22 protein-coding genes and 1 riboswitch are annotated in these 17706 nt (G+C 70.9%); of the genes, 12 read left to right on the forward strand and 10 right to left on the reverse strand.

Features of this window, described 5'->3' with window-relative positions:
- The 5 genes from AB0D31_RS28740 to AB0D31_RS28760 form a co-directional block, all read left to right on the forward strand.
- A partial coding sequence (locus AB0D31_RS28740) for a uracil-DNA glycosylase (protein WP_362728465.1) occupies positions 1-815 on the forward strand: 815 nt, incomplete at its 5' end.
- Complete coding sequence (locus tag AB0D31_RS28745; protein ID WP_362728467.1) at positions 812-2032, forward strand: metallophosphoesterase; 1221 nt, start codon at positions 812-814, stop codon at positions 2030-2032. The genes AB0D31_RS28740 and AB0D31_RS28745, both read left to right, overlap by 4 nt.
- A 242-nt stretch (positions 2033-2274) precedes the next feature.
- Positions 2275-2356: riboswitch (cobalamin riboswitch) on the forward strand.
- A 43-nt stretch (positions 2357-2399) separates the two neighbouring features.
- The gene (locus AB0D31_RS28750) at positions 2400-2636 is read left to right on the forward strand and encodes a CbtB domain-containing protein (protein WP_362728469.1); all 237 of its coding nucleotides are present in this window, start codon (positions 2400-2402) and stop codon (positions 2634-2636) included.
- 65 nt (positions 2637-2701) lie between these two features.
- Positions 2702-3568: a CbtA family protein gene (locus AB0D31_RS28755; protein ID WP_362728471.1), complete on the forward strand. Its 867-nt coding sequence runs from the start codon at positions 2702-2704 to the stop codon at positions 3566-3568.
- Positions 3565-4299: a (2Fe-2S)-binding protein gene (locus AB0D31_RS28760; RefSeq protein ID WP_362728473.1), complete on the forward strand. Its 735-nt coding sequence runs from the start codon at positions 3565-3567 to the stop codon at positions 4297-4299. Before AB0D31_RS28755 ends, AB0D31_RS28760 begins: the two co-directional genes overlap by 4 nt.
- Here AB0D31_RS28760 and AB0D31_RS28765 read toward each other — a convergent pair.
- The 4 genes from AB0D31_RS28765 to AB0D31_RS28780 all read right to left on the reverse strand — a co-directional run bounded on the left by AB0D31_RS28765 (position 4292) and on the right by AB0D31_RS28780 (position 7149).
- The gene (locus AB0D31_RS28765) at positions 4292-4798 is read right to left on the reverse strand and encodes a hypothetical protein (protein ID WP_362728475.1); all 507 of its coding nucleotides are present in this window, start codon (positions 4796-4798) and stop codon (positions 4292-4294) included. The two genes, AB0D31_RS28760 and AB0D31_RS28765, sit on opposite strands and share 8 nt — an antisense overlap.
- A 243-nt stretch (positions 4799-5041) precedes the next feature.
- On the reverse strand, positions 5042-5845 hold the full coding sequence (locus AB0D31_RS28770) for a hypothetical protein (RefSeq protein ID WP_362728477.1): 804 nt from the start codon (positions 5843-5845) through the stop codon (positions 5042-5044).
- Between the two features lie 252 nt (positions 5846-6097).
- Complete coding sequence (locus AB0D31_RS28775; RefSeq protein ID WP_362728479.1) at positions 6098-6550, reverse strand: hypothetical protein; 453 nt, start codon at positions 6548-6550, stop codon at positions 6098-6100.
- Positions 6551-6666: 116 nt separating this feature from the next.
- Positions 6667-7149: a hemerythrin domain-containing protein gene (locus tag AB0D31_RS28780; RefSeq protein ID WP_362728481.1), complete on the reverse strand. Its 483-nt coding sequence runs from the start codon at positions 7147-7149 to the stop codon at positions 6667-6669.
- A 168-nt stretch (positions 7150-7317) separates the two neighbouring features.
- Here AB0D31_RS28780 and AB0D31_RS28785 point away from each other — a divergent pair, with 168 nt between their 5' ends.
- The 3 genes from AB0D31_RS28785 to AB0D31_RS28795 all read left to right on the forward strand — a co-directional run bounded on the left by AB0D31_RS28785 (position 7318) and on the right by AB0D31_RS28795 (position 10035).
- Positions 7318-7677 carry a hypothetical protein gene (locus AB0D31_RS28785; RefSeq protein ID WP_362728483.1) on the forward strand — a complete coding sequence of 120 codons (360 nt, stop codon included), beginning with the start codon at positions 7318-7320 and terminating at the stop codon, positions 7675-7677.
- Between the two features lie 100 nt (positions 7678-7777).
- Positions 7778-8473, forward strand: a complete 696-nt coding sequence (locus tag AB0D31_RS28790) for a DUF899 family protein (protein ID WP_362728485.1) — start codon at positions 7778-7780, stop codon at positions 8471-8473.
- A 293-nt stretch (positions 8474-8766) separates the two neighbouring features.
- Entirely contained in the window at positions 8767-10035 is a 1269-nt protein-coding gene (locus tag AB0D31_RS28795) for a NarK/NasA family nitrate transporter (protein WP_362728531.1), read from the forward strand.
- A gap of 13 nt (positions 10036-10048) precedes the next feature.
- Here AB0D31_RS28795 and AB0D31_RS28800 read toward each other — a convergent pair whose 3' ends face one another.
- Positions 10049-12211 (reverse strand): AAA family ATPase, encoded by a 2163-nt coding sequence (locus AB0D31_RS28800; protein ID WP_362728487.1) that lies wholly within the window; start codon positions 12209-12211, stop codon positions 10049-10051.
- A gap of 48 nt (positions 12212-12259) precedes the next feature.
- Positions 12260-12904 carry a TetR family transcriptional regulator gene (locus AB0D31_RS28805; RefSeq protein WP_362728489.1) on the reverse strand — a complete coding sequence of 215 codons (645 nt, stop codon included), beginning with the start codon at positions 12902-12904 and terminating at the stop codon, positions 12260-12262.
- A 342-nt stretch (positions 12905-13246) separates the two neighbouring features.
- Here AB0D31_RS28805 and AB0D31_RS28810 point away from each other — a divergent pair, with 342 nt between their 5' ends.
- The gene (locus tag AB0D31_RS28810) at positions 13247-14044 is read left to right on the forward strand and encodes an AAC(3) family N-acetyltransferase (RefSeq protein WP_362728490.1); all 798 of its coding nucleotides are present in this window, start codon (positions 13247-13249) and stop codon (positions 14042-14044) included.
- Between the two features lie 34 nt (positions 14045-14078).
- Here AB0D31_RS28810 and AB0D31_RS28815 read toward each other — a convergent pair whose 3' ends face one another.
- The 4 genes from AB0D31_RS28815 to AB0D31_RS28830 all read right to left on the reverse strand — a co-directional run bounded on the left by AB0D31_RS28815 (position 14079) and on the right by AB0D31_RS28830 (position 15683).
- The gene (locus AB0D31_RS28815; protein WP_267054751.1) at positions 14079-14453 is read right to left on the reverse strand and encodes a toxin Doc; all 375 of its coding nucleotides are present in this window, start codon (positions 14451-14453) and stop codon (positions 14079-14081) included.
- Positions 14453-14692, reverse strand: coding sequence for a hypothetical protein (locus AB0D31_RS28820; protein ID WP_362728492.1), 240 nt, complete (start codon positions 14690-14692; stop codon positions 14453-14455). Before AB0D31_RS28820 ends, AB0D31_RS28815 begins: the two co-directional genes overlap by 1 nt.
- An 83-nt stretch (positions 14693-14775) precedes the next feature.
- On the reverse strand, positions 14776-15051 hold the full coding sequence (locus AB0D31_RS28825; protein WP_362728494.1) for a hypothetical protein: 276 nt from the start codon (positions 15049-15051) through the stop codon (positions 14776-14778).
- Positions 15048-15683, reverse strand: a complete 636-nt coding sequence (locus AB0D31_RS28830) for an NAD(P)H-binding protein (RefSeq protein WP_362728496.1) — start codon at positions 15681-15683, stop codon at positions 15048-15050. Before AB0D31_RS28830 ends, AB0D31_RS28825 begins: the two co-directional genes overlap by 4 nt.
- Before the next feature lie 48 nt (positions 15684-15731).
- On the opposite strand from AB0D31_RS28830, the gene AB0D31_RS28835 reads away from it, so the two are divergent.
- The 3 genes from AB0D31_RS28835 (at position 15732) to AB0D31_RS28845 (ending at position 17270) form a co-directional block, all read left to right on the forward strand.
- Positions 15732-16103 carry a MerR family transcriptional regulator gene (locus tag AB0D31_RS28835; protein ID WP_362728498.1) on the forward strand — a complete coding sequence of 124 codons (372 nt, stop codon included), beginning with the start codon at positions 15732-15734 and terminating at the stop codon, positions 16101-16103.
- 235 nt (positions 16104-16338) lie between these two features.
- On the forward strand, positions 16339-16800 hold the full coding sequence (locus AB0D31_RS28840; RefSeq protein ID WP_362728533.1) for a GNAT family N-acetyltransferase: 462 nt from the start codon (positions 16339-16341) through the stop codon (positions 16798-16800).
- Positions 16797-17270 carry a diadenosine tetraphosphate hydrolase gene (locus tag AB0D31_RS28845; protein ID WP_362728500.1) on the forward strand — a complete coding sequence of 158 codons (474 nt, stop codon included), beginning with the start codon at positions 16797-16799 and terminating at the stop codon, positions 17268-17270. The genes AB0D31_RS28840 and AB0D31_RS28845 overlap by 4 nt, the downstream gene beginning before the upstream one ends.
- Positions 17271-17706 lie beyond the last annotated feature (436 nt).

Genomic DNA, 17706 nt, shown 5'->3' on the forward strand with positions numbered 1-17706 from the left:
GGCTCGGGGAGCTGGACGGCCGGCTGACCGGCTGCCGCGCGTGCCCCCGGCTGGTCGCCTGGCGCGAGGAGGTCGCCGCGACGAAGCGAGCGGGCTTCCAGGATTGGGAGTACTGGGGCAGGCCGGTGCCGGGATTCGGCCCGCACGATGCCCCACTGGCGGTGGTCGGGCTCGCTCCGGCCGCGCACGGCGCCAACCGAACGGGCCGGATGTTCACCGGCGACGCATCGGGCGACTTCCTCTTCTCGGCCCTGCACGCCGTGGGCCTCGCATCACAGCCCACCGCAGTCACGGCCGACGACGGCCTGGAGTTGTACGGGGTGCGCGTGACCTCACCGGTTCACTGCGCTCCTCCCGCGAACAAGCCGACGCCCGAGGAACGGGACACATGCCGACCGTGGCTCGCGGCCGAGATCAAGCTGCTGAACCCGCGTGCGATCGTCGTTCTGGGTGCCTTCGGTTGGCAGACGCTCCTGCCCGTCCTCGCCGCCGCGGGATGGCAACTGCCGCGCCCCCGGCCCCGGTTCGCCCACGGCACTGTGGTGACGCTGCGACGCGCCGAGCCGGAGCCCGCGCGAGCGACGGAAGCCGGCCGGAACGAACGCGGCGGCCGGGCCGCGCACGATGAACTCCATGTGATCGGCTGCTACCACCCCAGTCAGCGCAATACGTTCACAGGCCGCCTCACCTCCCCCATGCTCATCGCCCTGCTCCACCAGGCCGCGGCCCTCGCGGGCCTGGGCGGTCCCCCGAACCCGCCCGGCGGATACAGTGCGCGCGACAGCAGCCTGTTCGATCAAGGAGGCGAAGTGTGACCGACACCAGCGAGTCCCGATCCGCCGACAGCGCGGCCCGCAGGACGCGGCCGAGCCGACTGCACCGCCTGATGCGCTGCCTCCCCTTCGTCGCGCCCGTCCTGCTGTGGGCCGTGCCCTGCGGGCTGCTGCTGTACGCGGGTCAGCACTGGCCGCTCCCCGTAACCCTGGTGGGCACCGCCCTGTTCGCGCTCGGTCTGATCGCCATGCCGCTCGCGATGGTGCGCGGTCACGGCAGGCGGCAGCAGGACGGGGCGGCGATCCTCGGAGACACCCTGCTGGGCGGCAGCTGGATCCTGTTCACCTGGTCGGTTCTGCTCGGCGCTCTGCTGCGGCTCGTCCTGGCCGTGGCCGGGGTCGGCGACGGCCAGGACCGGGCCCGGATCGTCACCTGGGCGACCCTCGTGACGGCCGCCGTGCTGCTCGTCTGGGGGTACGCCGAGGCCCGCCGGGTTCCGCGGGTGCGCCGCCTTGATGTGCAACTCCCGCGCCTGGGTGCCGGGTTGGACGGTACGCGTGTCGTCCTCATCACCGACACCCACTACGGCCCGCTCGACCGCGCCCGCTGGTCGGCGCGGGTCTGCGAGACGGTCAACACGCTCGACGCCGACCTGGTCTGCCACACCGGCGACATCGCCGACGGCACGGCCGAGCGCCGCAGGACACAAGCCGCTCCCCTCGGTAGCGTCCGGGCCACCTGGGCCCGGGTGTACGTCACCGGCAACCACGAGTACTACAGCGAGGCCCAGGGTTGGGTCGACCTGATGAACGAGCTGGGCTGGGAGCCGCTGCGCAACCGCCATCTCCTGCTCCAACGCGGGGGCGACACCCTCGTGGTCGCCGGTGTGGACGACGTGACCGCCGAGTCCTCCGGCCTGGCCGGCCACCGCGCCCACCTCGCCGGAGCCCTGGACGGCGCCGACCCGGGCCACCCCGTCCTGCTCCTGGCCCACCAGCCCAAGTTTGTCGACCGGGCGGCCGCCGACGGCGTCGACCTGCAACTCTCCGGGCACACGCACGGCGGCCAGATCTGGCCCTTCCACCACTTGGTCCGCCTCGACCAGCCCGCCCTCGCCGGCCTGAGCCGCCACGGCGCCCGCACCCTCCTCTACACCAGCCGCGGGACCGGCTTCTGGGGCCCGCCGTTCCGGGTCTTCGCCCCCAGCGAGATCACCCTGCTCGTACTCCGCTCCCCGCAGCGGCCCCCAGCGCCGTAGCACCGCTCGCTCACTCCACGCGCCCGGCCCCGAGACCCGCGCTGCCCTGGAGAACCTGGTCGCCGCCGCCCGCACGGTGCGCGGCGAGCTGGAGACATCCGTGTCCTGATCATCGCCGGCAGGGACGGCCGGGGGGGCTCAGGTGCCCCGGCCGACCCTGGCGTCACCGCGGCTCAGGCCGTGGCGACGGCCTGATTGACCCGTCCGGCAAGGCAGCCCTATGCTCCACGTGTAGTGATGAGATAAGGAAGCTGGTGAGATTCCAGCACGGTCGCGCCACTGTGAGCCGACCGCCCGCGAGGGTGGCCGGCGAGTCAGACACTTCTCCATCGCTTCGCCCCGTTTGTTCACAGGGACGCAAGATCCCATGAAGGAGGGCTCCGCCTTGAGCAGCAGTGTTTCCCCATCCCGCCCGGCAGCCACGCCGATCGTCCTGCCGGTGTCGAAGTCGGTGCTGTGGCTGGTCGGTTCCGCGATCATCGCGCTGGTGGTCTACTACTTCATCGGTGTCGACCAGGGCGCCGTCTCGGTGTTCGGCAACGACATGCACATCCACGAGTTCGTCCACGACGGTCGTCACTTCCTCGGCTTCCCCTGTCACTGACCTCCTCGGCTTCCCCCGTCACTGACCCATTCGGAAGCACGAACGAGAAGTACGGACAACTCGACATGGAAAAGAAGCTGATACTGCGCGGCGTTCTCGTCGGCGCAGTCGCCGGGCTGCTCGCCTTCGTCTTCGCGCGGATCTTCGCCGAGCCCCAGATCGCGAAGGCCATCGCCTACGAGAGCGGCCGTGACGCCGCCCAGAGCGCGCTCGACAAGGCGGCCGGCCTCCCCGTGGACGCCGCGGATCCCGACCTGTTCAGCCGCACCATCCAGGCAGATGTCGGTATAGGCGTCGGCATGATCTTCTTCGGCATGGCCATGGGCGCGCTGTTCGCGGTCGCCTATACGGTCTGCCTCGGCCGGGCCGGTGCGCTGCGCGCCCGCACGCTCGCTCTCCTCGTGGCCGGTGGCGGATTTTTCGCGATGTATCTGGTCCCGTTCCTCAAGTACCCGGCCAACCCGCCGGCGATCGGCCACGAGGAGACGATCAGGCAGCGCAGCGGCCTGTATCTGATCATGGTGGTGTGCTCGATCGCCTTCCTGGCGGGGGCGGTCTGGCTCGGCAAGCGGCTCAGGGTCCGGTACGGCACCTGGAACGCCACGCTGCTGGGCGGTGGGGCGTTCGTGGTCGCGATCGGGATCGTGATGCTGGTGCTGCCCTCGCTCGGCCACCTGGCCTTCAACAAGGAGAACTACGGCAACCAGGCCACCGAGACACCGCTGCCGCTGAAGGATTCCAAGGGCGCGATCGTCTACCCCGGCTTCCCCGCCGACGTCCTGTTCTCCTTCCGCTTCTTCTCCGGCGCCGCCCAACTGCTCCTGTGGGCCGCCATCGGGCTGTTCTTCGGCCCGTTGGCGGAGCGCCTCATCGAGCCCCACCGGGAGCCCGCCGACGCTTCCGCGCAGGGCCCGGCTCCGCTCCCCGCGTGACGTCCGTCCCGCAGCCGAGCGCGGTGATCGCGGAGATCTCCGCGCTCGGGCCGTTCTTCTCCCTGCGTACGCACCCCACGGGAGCGCCCGCGGTCGGGCCGTGGGTGACGATGTCGCGTCCCCTGATCGAGGCGCGCGTGACGGCCGTGCGGCAGTGGCTTGCCGCGGCGGGCGGTCAGCCGCTCGACGCCGTAGAGGTACGGGTGGCCGCTTCGGTGGCCCATCTCGGCCTGGCGGCACGGCTGTTGTCGCCCGCGCTCGCGGCGTTCGTGCTGCACGGCCGGGTCCTCGCGTTCGACCTCGCGGATGTGCACTGGCAGCCGGTGCTCGGCGGCCCCGTTCCCCTGTCGCTTCCCACGGCAGCCGTATGTCCGGGCTCCCCCGCGCCGGATGACCCCCGGGCGCTTCTCGACGGCCCGCTCGCCGAACTCGCCATGGAGATGCGGCCGTTCTCACTCTCCACCCCCATCCTGCGGGGCAATGTAGCCTCCGCGCTCAACGGCGCCTCGGCCATGATCGCCACGGCGCGGCCCGAGCTGGCGCGACGCGGCCGTACCGCCGTCGAGTTCCTGCTGGACAGCCCCGCCTTGACCGGAGCTGCCATCACCAGCCCCAACGGCGCTTTCCGGCGCAGGAGTTGCTGCCTGATCTACCGTGCCGCTCCGGGGCGCAAGGGTGCGCTGTGCGGCGACTGCGTCCTCGGCCGGCCTGTCGCGGACACCGTCATTTGATGATCGCGTTGGCGACGACCACGATCACACCGAGCAGGCCGTCACCCAGGCCCAGCCGCACGCCGGCGCCCCAGGTGCGGCCGGCCGTGCGCGCGGCCAACAGGCCCCAGCCGAAGAGCAGGGCGATGTTGACGGCGAAGACGACGTACTCGATGTGCTGGGAGCCCCACCAGCCGAGCCCCGCTCCGTAGAGCAGGAGCAAGGTGGGCAGTGTGGCGGCGATGAGGGGCCACTCTTCGAACAGGATCCACAGGGCCTGCCGGCCGCCGTGGTCGCGCTCGTGGCCGCGCCGGGCGATGATGTGCGCGTACCCGTGGGCCAGGGCGGAGGCGATCGCCGTGATCAGCAGCCACTTGGCGTCGTACAGCCGGTCCGTGCGCGCTCTCGCGCCGTACTGGGTGAGCGCGCCCACGATCGAGCTGGCGAGGACCGCGCCGTAGACACCTCCGAACAGCACGTTGGGCTGGGCGGCGAGGCGGCGAAGGGCTCGGGTGCGCATGGGAGGGTCTTCCTGCGAGCGGGACGAGGCGGCGGGCGTCCTCCATGACACCGGTTTCGCCGCCCCTCGGCGTCTCACCTCGCCGGGGTTCCCCCGATCGGCCCGACCGCGCCCCGTCCGGCCCCGACCCGGCGCACTGGAGCGCACGCCCTGCCGTGGCCCCTCGGCGGTCGCCGGCTTGCTCGCAGGGGGCGGCCCGGCGCACGTCCCCGGGTCCGCCAAAGGACGTACGCCGTCACCGGATCAGAAGAGTTTGCCGTAGTACAACTCGATGTTGGGCAGCGCGCGGAGCGTCTTCGTGTGCTGCGGGTAGTTGGTGAGGAGGAAGCGGATCCGGGCCGCGAGGTCGGCCTTCCACACGGCTTTGAACTTGGCCGCCTTCAGGAGGTCGCAGAAGATCTTGATGTTGGCGAGGTCGGCGTGGCCCGTGGCCCGGGGGCACAGCGTCGCGACGACGCCGGACGTCCACTCCGTCGGGAAGTCCTCCTGCTTGCAGTCGCTCGACACGACCCCCTTGAGCCACGCGCTGCCCACGATGGTCGACGAGTGGACGTTCTGTCCGATCACCACGGTCTCGCCGGGCACCTTGACCGTGCCCAGCGAGCTGAGGGTCGGCATCAGGGACGCCACCCAGCCGGCGGTGCAGAACGGGGTGCCCCAGGTGATCGAGGAGAAGGCGTTGCTCTTCGAGATCGCCTGGAGCAGCCCCAGCGTCCTGGTCAGGTCACCGCCGTAGGAGTGCTCCCAGCTGCTCACGCCCTCCGCGCGCAGGGCGGTGTAACCGCCGGACTGTTCGTCGGCGACCACGCCGAAGATCTGCTGGGCCGTGGCGTCGCCGCCGCCGGGCTTCTGCACCCAGCACTTCAGCGCATGGTCCGTGCCGGCGACGTAGAGCCGGCCTCCCGTGCCGACGAGGAATTGCTGACGACTGTTCTGGACGGTTCCGAAGACCGCGACGTCCTTGTAGAGGAGCGTGCCGTCCTTCTCCGAGAAGTACTTGAGGCTGAACTCTTCCGTGGGCTCGACAGGCTCGGTGTGCGTGCTCACGTGGTTCCTTTCGGCCGGGTACAGCGGAAACCGGGGCGGAGCAGGTGAACTGACGACATGTTCGGTACAGCCGACGTCACCGTACAGCGCCAGGACCGGCCGGCCACCCGGTTCGCTCAATTCCCTTTCGAGCCATGGGAGTTGAGACTTCCTCTGCGACTGAGGAGGCCAAATGGGCTGGTCCCGCACCTGTTTCACAGGCCGACGAGGGTCGCCCACGGGTGGCGGCAACCCCCGGACGGACGCTCCCGATCAGTGCGGGTAACGCCGGCCCCGGGGCGGGCCCGACCGTTGACGGCGGTGACCGTAGCCCTGGCGGGGATGCGTGGACGGGCCGATCGCGAAGGGGCGGCTCGTGGCGAGCAGCCTGCTGCCCCGCGCCACCTGGATCCAGTACGTACCCGGGAGAACGTGCGGCACCGTGACGGCCGTGCCCCCACAGCTCGGATCGACGTCGACGGCCAACTCGCAAACGGCGCCCCGCCATTGATCCGCGGTGACCAGCTTCAGACTGACCGGACGCAGATCCCTGCCGGGGACGTGGAGACGCCACAGGATCTGCCGTCGTGTGCCGCAGGACCACGCCACGGAGCAGCCTGGCACATAGACCTGCAGGAATTCGGGTTCCGGGCTCCACTCGGGCGCATCGCTCGCGCTGGTGGCCAACTCCCATGCCCGGTCCAGATCATGACGTGCGGGTGCCATGCTGCTCCCTTCTTCTCGTCGGTCCCCTTGCGTCCTCTTCCGCCGCGTGTCCCCCGTGTCGCGCGGGCTGTGTGGCCCGAGGCACCTCATTCATTCAGGCCCGTATGCCTCGGGCCTCAGGCCGCCACCGCGTCCCAGACCCTCTGCTGGGCAATGCGGCGTGGCCGGCGCGGGGCCCGTTCGGCCAGGACCGCCATCCACGCGCCGATCTCGCGCAGATCCCTGCGGCTCACCGTGGCCCGGACGTGGGGGAACCACATGGCGTCCTCCGTGTCCATGTGCCGCTCCACGATGTCCATCAAGAGGCGCGCCTTGGCGTCGAAGGCGATGTCCTCGGGACGCATGTCGTGCAGCTCCGCCGCCAGGACCTCGGCGATGTGGTGCTCCTCGCGCAGGGACAGGATGGTCTTCTCGGTGTCGGGGGCCAGGACGGACACCCGCGGATACATTCCCTCGCACTCGATATACGTATAGACGGCCAGCGCGCGCAGAAGCTGCCCCACCGCGCCGGGATCCCCCAGGGCCCGGTAGGAGCGGATCAGCCGCCTGATTTCCTTGTGGCCTTCCCGCAGCATCACGATCGCGTCGCTGGTGGGCATTAGCAGCTCCCGAGGCTCAGGACTCACTTCCGTAACACGCCGATACCCGGCAAACCGGACGGCCACACGTCGCACGCCAAGGGCTGACTCTCCGCCTCCGCTGCCGTACGGAGAGTCGCTCGACCTCGCCGGGACGGGCCGGGCGGCCGGTGGCTAGAATCCCCTTCCATGTCGAAGCCTGACGAACTGCTTGTTGATGTCGCCGCTCTGGTGGAATCCGAGCACAGCAATCAGATGTCTCTGACCGTGGTCACCGCTGGAGCCGTCCTGACCGGCCGGCTGGCTCCCGAGGCGGTCTGGAGGCAGCGGGTGTCGGAGGTTCTCGCCGACTCGGACGACCTGCGTGCCTTCGCGGCCGTCTTCACGGCCGAGCCGCGCCAGGACGGGCCTCCCAAGTACCTCCACTTCCATGTGGCGCGGATTCTGCAGGGCTCGGTGGGCATCCCGGAGACGGGCGGGATGTACCGCGTGGCCATCAAGGACGTCAGCGCCTGGTCCATGGGCGACTTCAGCTACAGCGACCACTGACATCCGATGCATGTGGTGGCCGGGTAACCGATGAGTTTGGCGGGCGGGCGGGGTCCAACGGTGCGAGCCACACGCCGTGCCGTGAATCTTGGAGGAGTCCATGACCGCCCAAGCACTACCGCCCGTAGTCGATGCCGCGACCTGGCAGCGCCAACTTGACGAGCTGCGCGTCCAGGAGAAGGCCGCCACCCGGCAGCTCGACGCCCTTGCCGCCCAGCGGCGCAGGCTGCCGATGGTCGAGATGCCCGAGTACACGCTCGAAGGCGAAGAGGGGCCCGTCGGGCTTGCCGACGTCTTCGGTGAGAAGTCGCAGCTGATCGTCTACAGCCACATGTGGTTCCCCGGCAAGGAGTGGCAGTGCTCGGGCTGTACGGGATTCACGTCCCAGTACGCCCGGCTGGGCTTCCTCGATGCCTACGACGCCCGGTTCGTCATCGTCACCCAGGGCCCGATCGACGAGGCACTCGCCTACAAGCGTCGCGTCGGCAACCGGATGTCCTGGTACTCGACGGCGAACAGCCCCTTCGGGGCCGATGTCGGCGCCCCGCCCGGCGGTGGGTTCGCGGTCAACGTGTTCCTGCGACACGGCGACACCGTGTATCGCACCTGGCACACCACCGGGCGCGGCACCGAGCAGCTCAGCCACACCTTCGCCCTGATCGATCTCCTGCCGTACGGACGCCAGGAGGAGTGGCAGGACTCCCCCGAGGGCTGGCCTCAGTCACCCACCTACAGCCGGTGGAGCGGCTCCGAAGAGATCGCGGCCCGCTACGGGCCCGGTGCGCAGGGTGAGTGAGCAGCTGAACGGCTGAGCGGATACTCGTGTGTACGAGGACGGGCACGCCGGCCAGCAGGGGGTTGCCGCCACAGTGGTCGAAAGGGCCACGCCGGGGCCGGATGCCCATGCCGTACACGGAGAGAGGATCCGGGCGGGTAGGGCCTGGTTCCGGCGTGGGCCCCCGGACGCCGCGGCGCCTCACGTCGCGTACCCCATACGGCCCAGCCCGGCGCGCCCCCGTTCGCGTGCCGCCTTTGACTGAGGCCGTGGACACCTCGAAGCCCTCGGCTGCCGCGTACCGGAACCTGGTGATGGCGACGGTCGGGTTCACGCTCACGTTCTGGGCGTGGGACCTGATCGCGCCGCTGGCCGGTGACTACAAGGACCGGCTGCACCTCAGCTCGCTGCAACAGTCGCTGCTCGTCGCGGTCCCGGTGCTCGTCGGGTCGCTGGGGCGGATCCCGGTGGGTGCGCTCACCGACCGGTACGGCGCGAAGCTGATGTTCCCGCTGATGTCCGCGCTGACCATCGTGCCCGTACTGCTGCTGATCCCGGCGCGCGACAGCTACGGCCTGATGCTGGTCGTCGGGTTCCTCCTGGGGCTCGGCGGAACGACCTTCGCCATCGGCATCCCCCTGGTCAACTCCTGGTTCCCGCCGCACAAGCGCGGGCTGGCGCTGGGCGTGTTCGGCATGGGCATGGGCGGTGTGGCCCTCTCCGGCTACCTCACCCCGCGCATCGCCAAGCACGGGTACAACGTGCCGTTCCTCGTCGTGGCGATCGCCCTCGCCGCATACGCCCTGCTCGCGGCGCTGCTCATCACCGACCGTCCCGACCGGCCCATCCCCACGGCCACGCTGGGTTCGCGGCTCGGCCGAGCCGGACGACTGAGGGTGACCTGGGAGCTGTCGGCGCTGTACGCGATCGGCTTCGGCGGCATCGTCGCGTTCGGCGTGTACCTGCCCACGTATCTGAAGACCTGGTACGCGCTGTCGCCGACCGACGCGGGGTCCAAGGCGGCCGGGTTCGCGCTCGCCACCGTCATCTTCCGCCCGATCGGCGGCTGGCTCTCGGACCGGATCCACCCGGCGCTCGTGACGGCGGGAGCCCTCGGCGTGGTCGCCCTCCTCGCGATCGTGCAGGCCTTCGACCCGACGCTGTACCCCGGCGGCACGATCGCCCTGCTCTGCATGGGCGCCGGCCTCGGCACGGCGAGCGGCAGCGTCTTCGCCCTGGTCTCCCAGGTGACCCCGCAGCCCCAGGTGGGCAGTGTGACCGGCATCGTGGGAGCGATGGGCGGGCTCGGCGGGTTCGTGCCGCCGCTGGTCATGGGCGCGATCTACAGCGCGAAGGACTCGTACTCGATCGGGTTCATGCTCCTGTCCGACCTGGCGCTCGCCGGCTGTGTGTACGCCTACGCCCGGATGCGGACGAGCCGGCCGACGGCCGAGCCGGACACCGGCCGGGCCGCGGACCGGTCCGGCGTGACACCGCCCTCCGACCTCGGGCAGCGGGCCGCGGACGGCATCGGGCGCCGGGCGCCGGGCGACAGCGGCAATGAGGCGCCCGACATGCGGTAGCCGGCGCGGGCGCTCAGGGGTGTCGCGTCAACTCCTTCGGCAGCGGACGGCTGTGGACGATCTCCAGCCCCGACACCGCGCGGGTCAGGACCACGTACAAGCGGTGCAGGCCCCGGTCCTCCGACGCGGCGATCGCGGCCGGTTCCACGGCCACGACATGGTCGTATTCGAGGCCCTTGGCCAGCGTCGCGGGCAGCAGCGCGAGGCGGCTCCCGGGGCGCGGGGCCAACCCGGCCGAGAGCAGGGCCGCGCTCAGTTCGGGTACGTCACGGTCGGCGGCGATCACCCCCACCGATCCCTCCCGGGCCAGTGCCGCACGCACCGCGTCGACCACCGCATCGGCCAGGTCCCGCGGGGAGGCGGTCTCACGCAGGCTCAACTCGCCGTCCCTGCGCAGCGATTGACCGCTCGGCACATCGACGCCGAGCGCGGGAAGCAGCCGGTTGGCCAGCTCCACAATGGCGGCGGGCACGCGGAACCCGGTGGTCAGCGGCACCACGGCGGCCTCCGGTTTGCCGAGGTGGGCGAGGTGGGTGCGCCAGTCACGGGCCGCCCACGGGGTGGTGCCCTGGGCGAGATCGCCGAGCACCGTCAGCGAGCCGAACACGGCGCGCCGGGCGATCGCTCGGCACTGCATCGGGGACAGATCCTGCGCCTCGTCGACGACGATGTGCCCGTATCCCTCCGGGTGCTCGATCAGACCGGACACTTCGTCGAGCAGCACCAGATCGGCCGCCGACCACTGAGCGGACTTCCACGACCGGGGCGGCTTCGCCCACAGCAGCGCCTTCTGTTCGGCGGCGTCCAGGAGACCGTCGGCGGCCACGGCCAGTGCCTCGGGGTCCGTGAACAGGTCGGCGAGCACTTCCTGCGGCTTCACCTTCGGCCACACGGCGTCGACGTACTCCGTCACCGGGCGCGCCCTGGTGATCTTCTGGAGCCAGGTGTTGTTCATCGGCCCGGTGCGCTGCTCGGCCTGGAGCTGCATCGCGCGAACCGCCCGGCTGCGCACCCGCTCGCGCCCGGTGGCGTACGGCGGCGCCTCGGCCCGTACCGCCTCCACGATGGCCGCGAGCTCACGCCGCGCCACTCGCCAGGCGTACGAACCTTCGCGCAGTGCAAGGGAGTTGGCCGGTTCGCGGACGCGTCCGTACAGCGCGCGCCGGAGCACTTCGGCCATCCGTACATCGTGCTTGACGAACGCCGCCGCAGGGTCATCGACGGCCCGCTCCTCGCGGTCGCGGGTCTCGCGCACGATCTCCTCGTCGACGGTCGACTGGCGGATGTCGTTCTCACCGAGCGCGGGGAGCACCTCGCAGACGTAGGCGAGGAAGGTGCGGTTGGGTCCGAGCACCAGCAGGCCGCGGCGCTGGATGCGCTGCGGGTAGGTGTAGAGAAGGTACGCCGCCCGGTGCAGGCCGACGGCGGTCTTGCCGGTGCCGGGAGCGCCCTGCACACAGATGGACCGGGCGAGTTCGGCACGGACCAGGTCGTCCTGGTCGGGCTGGATGGTCGCCGCGATGTCCCGCATGGGGCCGACGCGGGGGCGCTCGATCTCCCCGGTGAGGATCGCGCCGGCGGGAGCGGTGCCGAGGGAGGCCGGGTCGGTCAGGGACGCACCTGCGGGGGCGGTGCCGGTGTGAGGCTGCCCGGCGGGGGCCGCGCCGGTCTGCCCGGCCAGGGGCGCGTCTGCGGGGCCCGGTTCTCGCGCCGCCAGGCGCTCGTCTTCCAGTCCCGTCAGTTCCTCGGCGGCACCCGTGCTTCCCTGCGCCCAGCCGAAGCGGCGGCGGATCTCGACGCCCTGGGGGTCGCGGGCGTTCGCCTGATAGAAACGGCGGGAAACGGGGGCGCGCCAGTCGACGACGAGGGGCGGGGCCGAGGGATGCTCGCTGATGCGGCGGCGCCCGATGTGGTAGCTCTGACCGGCGTGATCACCCGCGCCCGACGTGCCGAAGTCGAGCCGGCCGAAGAACAGCGGGCCTTCCGGCATCTCCCGCAACTCCTTGGCCCAGCTGCGGAGTTGATAGCCGAGGACTTCGGCGTCGGCGCCGGAGGCGAAGGCGTTTTCGCCGATGACCACACGATGCCCGGCACCCTCGACCATGGCGGTCAGGGCCGTTCGGCAGGTGTCGTGGTAGACCCGCTCCTGGTCGAGTTCGCGGTCGAGTGGCGTCATGCGGACCACGATACCGTAACCGAGTTACATTTTTTACCGAGTAACGCTTTACCCCTTCGCGCCGTACTGCTCGCCGTACCGCCCGCCCAGCCCCTCCCCCAGCTGCTCGAACGCACGGTCCGCCGCTTCGACGGCCTCCGCGTAGAGCGCCCCGGCGCTCTCGCCCGCCGCGATCCGGCGCCAGTTGTCCAGGGCGAGGATGCGCTGCGCGGCGATGATCTGGCCGGCCGCGATCCGCGCGTCGAGCCCTTCACCGAGTTCGGCGGCGAGCGCCTGCTCGGACTGGTCCTGGTAGCCGTACAGGCGGGCCACCAGGCTCGGGGTGCCGTACAACAAGCCGTGGTAGGCGAGCACATGGGGGTTGTCGCTCAGGCCGGTCACCGGATCCTGGCGCCGCAGCCCATGACGGAAGTGCGTGTGCAGGGCGGGCAGGGGGGCGAGGCCCTCGGACCGGCCCTGCGCCACGACGCGGGCCGCCTCGTCCTGGTGATCGGCGAACCGGTACAGGACCAGGTCCTCCTTGGCCGGAAAGTAGCGGAACAGGGTGGGCTTGGAGATGCCCGCGGCCGCCGCCACCTCGGCCACCGACACGCCGTCGAAGCCGCGCTCCAGGAACAGCGCGACCGCCGTGTCCGACACCGTCTCGTAGGTCTGCTGCCTCTTGCGCTCCCGCAATCCCATCTCGCTGCTCATGGGACGAGCGTACGTGGCCGTGGTTCCGCGCTTCCGGCCGACGGCGCCCTTCGCCGCACCATCCCGCACTGGGGCCGAGCGATCGCGTCCCGCACGGAGGCCGAGCGATTGCGTCCCGCACCGAACCGGCACGCCAGCGGGGCATACGTCCCCGGACCCAGGACCCGGGCCCCACGCGCCAACCCGGACATCACACGTGTCAAAATCTTCGCCGACGCCGCCGGGGCAACCTGACACACACGGCGGGACTGACCTCCGGGGAGCGATCCGGCAGACGCCGTGGTCCGCCATCCGGCCCGAGGAGAACTGCGCCGCCCAGCCGGGCCGGTACGAGGGAGAACCATGCACCATCCGACCGTCGCCCCGCTCGACCGAGCCCGCCTGGCCGAGGAATTCGGCCGGCTCGGCGTCAGGGAGGGATCGGCTCTGATCGTGCACGCCTCACTGTCCGCGTTCGGGCGGGTCGACGGCGGGGGTGCGGCCGTGGTCGGCGCACTCCTGGACTGCCTCACGCCCACCGGCACCCTGGTCGTGCCCACCTTCACACCCGAGGTCGCCGACCCCTGTCCGCAGCACCCCGAGCCGGCCGGCGACAAGGTGGCGGCCGCGCGCGACGCGGTACCCCTCTTCCAGGACGCCCTGCCAACGTCGATGGGGGCGGTCCCCGCAGCCGTCCTCGCCCACCCCGAACGCATCCGCGGGGCCCATCCCCAGGCTTCCGTTGCCGCGATCGGACCCGCCGCGCACGAGATCACCCGGCAGCAGCCCCTTGCGTACGCCCTCGGCGCGGGCTCCCCCTTCGACGTGCTGCACCGCCTGGACGCCGACGTCCTTCTCCTCGGCGTCGGCCATGATCGCAACTCCTTCCTCCACTACGCCGAGGCCCGGGTTCCCCACCACCGCCGTAAGCTGCGCCGCTTCCCGTACCTCGTCGGCGGGCAGCGTGTATGGATCGAAGCGCGGGACGTGGGCGACGACAACGGCACCCACTTTCCGCGCGTCGGCGAGGAGTTCGCCGCCACCGGCCAGGTCCGCACGCACACCGTCGGTCAGGCCCCGTGCCGGCTCATGAGCAGCCGGCCGCTCACCGAGTTCGCCTCGCGACGCCTCGGCGAACTCCTGGCCGGCGAACGGGACTGACCTGGCGTGCCCCCGCCCCCCTCCCCTGCCCCCGTCAGATGCGCCAGCCTCGGATCCGCTCGGCGGCCTGGTACACGCTGACCTTGCCGGCCTGGATGTCGCGTACGAGGTCGACCATGGCGCCGTACGGTGGGTCGATGCCCTCGCCTGAGGCGTACATGTACGCGGCCGTCACCTGGCAGGCGTACAGGCTGTTGCGGTGCGGCAGGGGTTGCAGCCGCACCAGGGTGTGCAGCAGGGCCGCCGCCCGCCACGCGGGTTCGGGGTCGGCGGTGGAGGGCCGCGGGATACGGGTCCTGTGGCGGGCGACGGCGGCGACGAGCGCGGAGTAGTCGGCGACGCTCACGTCCTCGGGGACTGCCTGTTCCTGCACGTCGAGGAGCCACGGGACATCGATGTAGAGGGCCATCAGGCGGCGTCCGCCCCCTGGCCTCGGGATCCGGATGGCGCCTCGTCGGGAAAGGCGTCGTCGAACTCGGCGCGTTGCTGCTCTCCCCAGGACAGCGCGTAGCGGACGAACTGGAGGCGCTGCTGTTCACGCAGCGGCAGATCGTGCACGTACTGCTTGAGGGATTTTCCCTCGGCTGCCGCGGCAGCCCGCACCGCTTCGAGTTCCTCATCGGTGAAGGTGATGTTCAAGGACGGCATACACCCGATGGTACCTAGTTGGTACCAGCCTCGCCAGGGTGGCAGGTACCTGGTTGGTACCTGCCCCCTCACCCGGTACCGGTTCAGCTGAACTCGGCTACGTGATCCATGGCCCACCGCGCGAACGTGCCGGCCGGGCGACCGGTGAGGCGCTCCACGTGATCGGTGATGCGGTTCGACTCCGGTCGCCGCACCAGGGCGGCCAGCAGCGCCTCCACCAGCGGCTCGGGGCGGCCGTCCGCGCGCATGCGCGAGCGTGCCAGATCGGCGGGAAGCGACTCGAAGCGCAGTGGGCGCCGGAGTGCGGCGCCGAGCCGTGCGACCTGGTCGGCGCGGCTGAGGACCTCGGGGCCGGTCAACAGGTGCGGCCCGCGGCGAGTTGAGTGTGATGCGGCGCGAGCAGTACGGCCACGGCCGCATCGGCTACATCACGTTCGTCGACGACGGCCGTGCGCGCGACGTCCGTACCCGCGATGACGTCGCCCGTCCGCAACTGGCCTGCCCAGCCACGGGCGTTGGACGCCAGAGTGTCGCTGCGCAGCAGCACCGGCCGCAGCCCGGCATCGTGCAGCAGAGCCTCCATGTCGGCGTGCACCTGCACGATGGGGTCGCTCTGGCGCGGGGCTTCGTCGTCTATGGCCGTCGAGGACACGTAGACGACGCGGGGCGCCGCTGCGGCGAGTTCCGCGACCACGTGATGGGCCGGGGCGGAATCAAGCAGGGGCCAGATGAAGAAGACGGCGTCGACGCCCAGGAGCGCGGCGCGCAGGACGGTCGGGTCCGTGAGGTCGCCGACCACCGTCTCGGCGTCGGAGCTCAGGCCGCTTTCATGGCGTACGAGGCGGCGTACGTGTGCGCCACGTGCCCGGAGGCGGTCGACGACCTCACGGCCGAGGTTGCCGGTCGCGCCGGTGACCAGGATCGATGCACGGTGGTGAGGGCTCTTCGGAGCACGGTGGTGAGGGCCCTTGGGGCTGTTGGTGTCAGGCATGATCGGGACGTTAAGGATTCAGGTCGCCATGAAGGCAAGGCGTGTGGGATGCGGACGATCGGACAAGCAGCCGCCGAACTCGGCGTCGAGACGCATGTGTTGCGGCACTGGGAGGAGGTGGGGGCACTCGCCGTGCTCCGCGACAGCCATGGTTATCGCATCTACGACGACCAGGCTCTGGAGCAGGCTCGCACCGTACTGAAGCTGCGGCGGGTCGGGCTTTCGCTGCCCGAGGTCATCGCCGCCATGGCGCCGAAGAAGCACGCGGCACAGGCGGTTGTGCGGGCGAAGATCGCCGCCCTCGAACAGGAGGTCGTCGGCATGCAACAGGCCATTACGTTCCTGCAGCACACCGTCGAGTGCCGGCATCGGTATCTCGACGAGTGCCCGGCCTGCGAGCGCTTCGTCCGGGCGACCTGAGCCGGCCGCCGGGCCGGCCGTCGACGATCGGCATCGATGTCGCCGAGAGGGCCTGCATGGGCGGGCTCCCGGGCCTGTTGAGATACTCCGGGCCATGGATGCGATGACGGGAACGCGAGAGATACGGGTGGGCCGCGGCGCGGGCCGGGCCGGCGAGGAGGAGCCCGTCGCATGGGCACTCCGGCCGGCCCGGGCCGCCGATGTCGAGCCGATCGCCGAGCTGCGGGCCCTGGTGATGCGCCCGGACCTCGAACGCCTGGGGCGCTTCGACGAGCACCGGGTACGCCGGCGGCTGCGCGATGCCTTCGAACCCCGGCACACCTCGGTGGTGCTGGTCGGGGGCGCCCTCGCCGGCTGCGTCGCCCTGCGCCCGGCCGACAACGGCCACTGGCTTGAGCACTTCTACCTGGACCCGGGCCTGCACGGCCGCGGGGTCGGATCCGCCGTGTTGCGCTCCGTGCTGCGGCGCACCGACGCCGAAGGTGACCTCGTGCGGCTCGACGTCCTCCAGGGCAGCCCCGCCCAACGGCTGTACGCACGCCACGGGTTCACCGTGGAGGCACAGGACCCCGTCGACGTCATCATGGTGCGACGACCCGGGGGCGTGCCCGACGCGGGGGTGCGACGGCCCGAGGACGTGCGCGACGCAGGGGTGCGACAACCCGCGGGCCTGCGCATCGCAGGGGCAGCGTCATGAGCGAGGACTGGCGCACGGACCGGATCGGCGCCGCGCTGCGCGGTGAGAACCCCACGGTGATGCGGCGGTTGGGCGCCGGATTCGCGGCGATCGGAGATGTGCAGTTCCTGCCGGGTTACTCGGTTCTTCTGGTGGACGACCCGCACGTCGAGCGACTGTCCGACCTGTCGCGGGCCCGACGACTGGACTTCCTCTCCGCCATGGACGCGCTCGGCGAAGCCGTTGAACTGGCCTGCCGCGCGCTCGACCCGGCGTTCCGCCGGGTGAACCTGGAGATCCTCGGCAACACCGACGGGTTCCTCCACGCACATGTGTGGCCACGCTACTCATGGGAGCCCGCCGATCTGGTGCACCTACCGGTCTGGCTCTACCCCCACGAGAACTGGCGGGACCAACGCCACGCGCTGGCTCCCCGGCATGACGCCCTGCGCGAGCGGATCACCAGCGAACTGGACCGGACGGCCGCATAGAAGTGACGGCGGGCCCGGGGCGATGCCGGCGCTCTTCCGCGGCGCCCGACGCGCCCGGGCTCACTCCGCAGAGGCCGCGGCCACATGAATTGACGCCACATGAGTGGACACCACATGGCCTGGGGCCGTCCGCTTGTCAGGGGCGGCGCCCATGGTAGTCACGCCGAGGCCGCGGGGTGGCTCAATTCCCTTTATCGTGACGGAATTTCGCGACAGAGCGCCGGTAACTGTCAAGTAATGCAGCTGTGGATCTTTTCGCCGCTGCTGAAGCCCGAATGCGTCCCGGCCATTCCCCCATGGCGTGAATCGTCCCTCTCCGCCGCACGCCCGGCGCAGTGCACTGTTCACTGGTCAAAGACCACGGAGCGCCCGGATCGCGTGAGCCACCGGGCCGGAACGTGAAGGTGGCCTCGCCCGGAAAGATCGGGGAACGGAA

The organism is Streptomyces sp. NPDC048361, assembly GCF_040651795.1.
Classification (GTDB): domain Bacteria; phylum Actinomycetota; class Actinomycetes; order Streptomycetales; family Streptomycetaceae; genus Streptomyces.

What these genes read in the sequence shown, in the direction of transcription:
- AB0D31_RS28790 (WP_362728485.1), top strand. Translation starts at nt 7,778, where the DNA reads ATGACCGCCCAAGCACTACCGCCCGTAGTCGATGCCGCGACCTGGCAG.
- AB0D31_RS28820 (WP_362728492.1), bottom strand. Translation starts at nt 14,692, where the DNA reads ATGCCGTCCTTGAACATCACCTTCACCGATGAGGAACTCGAAGCGGTG.
- AB0D31_RS28775 (WP_362728479.1), bottom strand. Translation starts at nt 6,550, where the DNA reads ATGGCACCCGCACGTCATGATCTGGACCGGGCATGGGAGTTGGCCACC.
- AB0D31_RS28800 (WP_362728487.1), bottom strand. Translation starts at nt 12,211, where the DNA reads ATGACGCCACTCGACCGCGAACTCGACCAGGAGCGGGTCTACCACGAC.
- AB0D31_RS28845 (WP_362728500.1), top strand. Translation starts at nt 16,797, where the DNA reads ATGAGCGAGGACTGGCGCACGGACCGGATCGGCGCCGCGCTGCGCGGT.
- AB0D31_RS28750 (WP_362728469.1), top strand. Translation starts at nt 2,400, where the DNA reads ATGAAGGAGGGCTCCGCCTTGAGCAGCAGTGTTTCCCCATCCCGCCCG.
- AB0D31_RS28795 (WP_362728531.1), top strand. Translation starts at nt 8,767, where the DNA reads ATGGCGACGGTCGGGTTCACGCTCACGTTCTGGGCGTGGGACCTGATC.
- AB0D31_RS28835 (WP_362728498.1), top strand. Translation starts at nt 15,732, where the DNA reads ATGCGGACGATCGGACAAGCAGCCGCCGAACTCGGCGTCGAGACGCAT.
- AB0D31_RS28780 (WP_362728481.1), bottom strand. Translation starts at nt 7,149, where the DNA reads ATGCCCACCAGCGACGCGATCGTGATGCTGCGGGAAGGCCACAAGGAA.
- AB0D31_RS28815 (WP_267054751.1), bottom strand. Translation starts at nt 14,453, where the DNA reads ATGGCCCTCTACATCGATGTCCCGTGGCTCCTCGACGTGCAGGAACAG.
- AB0D31_RS28785 (WP_362728483.1), top strand. Translation starts at nt 7,318, where the DNA reads ATGTCGAAGCCTGACGAACTGCTTGTTGATGTCGCCGCTCTGGTGGAA.
- AB0D31_RS28805 (WP_362728489.1), bottom strand. Translation starts at nt 12,904, where the DNA reads ATGAGCAGCGAGATGGGATTGCGGGAGCGCAAGAGGCAGCAGACCTAC.
- AB0D31_RS28810 (WP_362728490.1), top strand. Translation starts at nt 13,247, where the DNA reads ATGCACCATCCGACCGTCGCCCCGCTCGACCGAGCCCGCCTGGCCGAG.
- AB0D31_RS28765 (WP_362728475.1), bottom strand. Translation starts at nt 4,798, where the DNA reads ATGCGCACCCGAGCCCTTCGCCGCCTCGCCGCCCAGCCCAACGTGCTG.
- AB0D31_RS28755 (WP_362728471.1), top strand. Translation starts at nt 2,702, where the DNA reads ATGGAAAAGAAGCTGATACTGCGCGGCGTTCTCGTCGGCGCAGTCGCC.
- AB0D31_RS28840 (WP_362728533.1), top strand. Translation starts at nt 16,339, where the DNA reads ATGCGCCCGGACCTCGAACGCCTGGGGCGCTTCGACGAGCACCGGGTA.
- AB0D31_RS28830 (WP_362728496.1), bottom strand. Translation starts at nt 15,683, where the DNA reads ATGCCTGACACCAACAGCCCCAAGGGCCCTCACCACCGTGCTCCGAAG.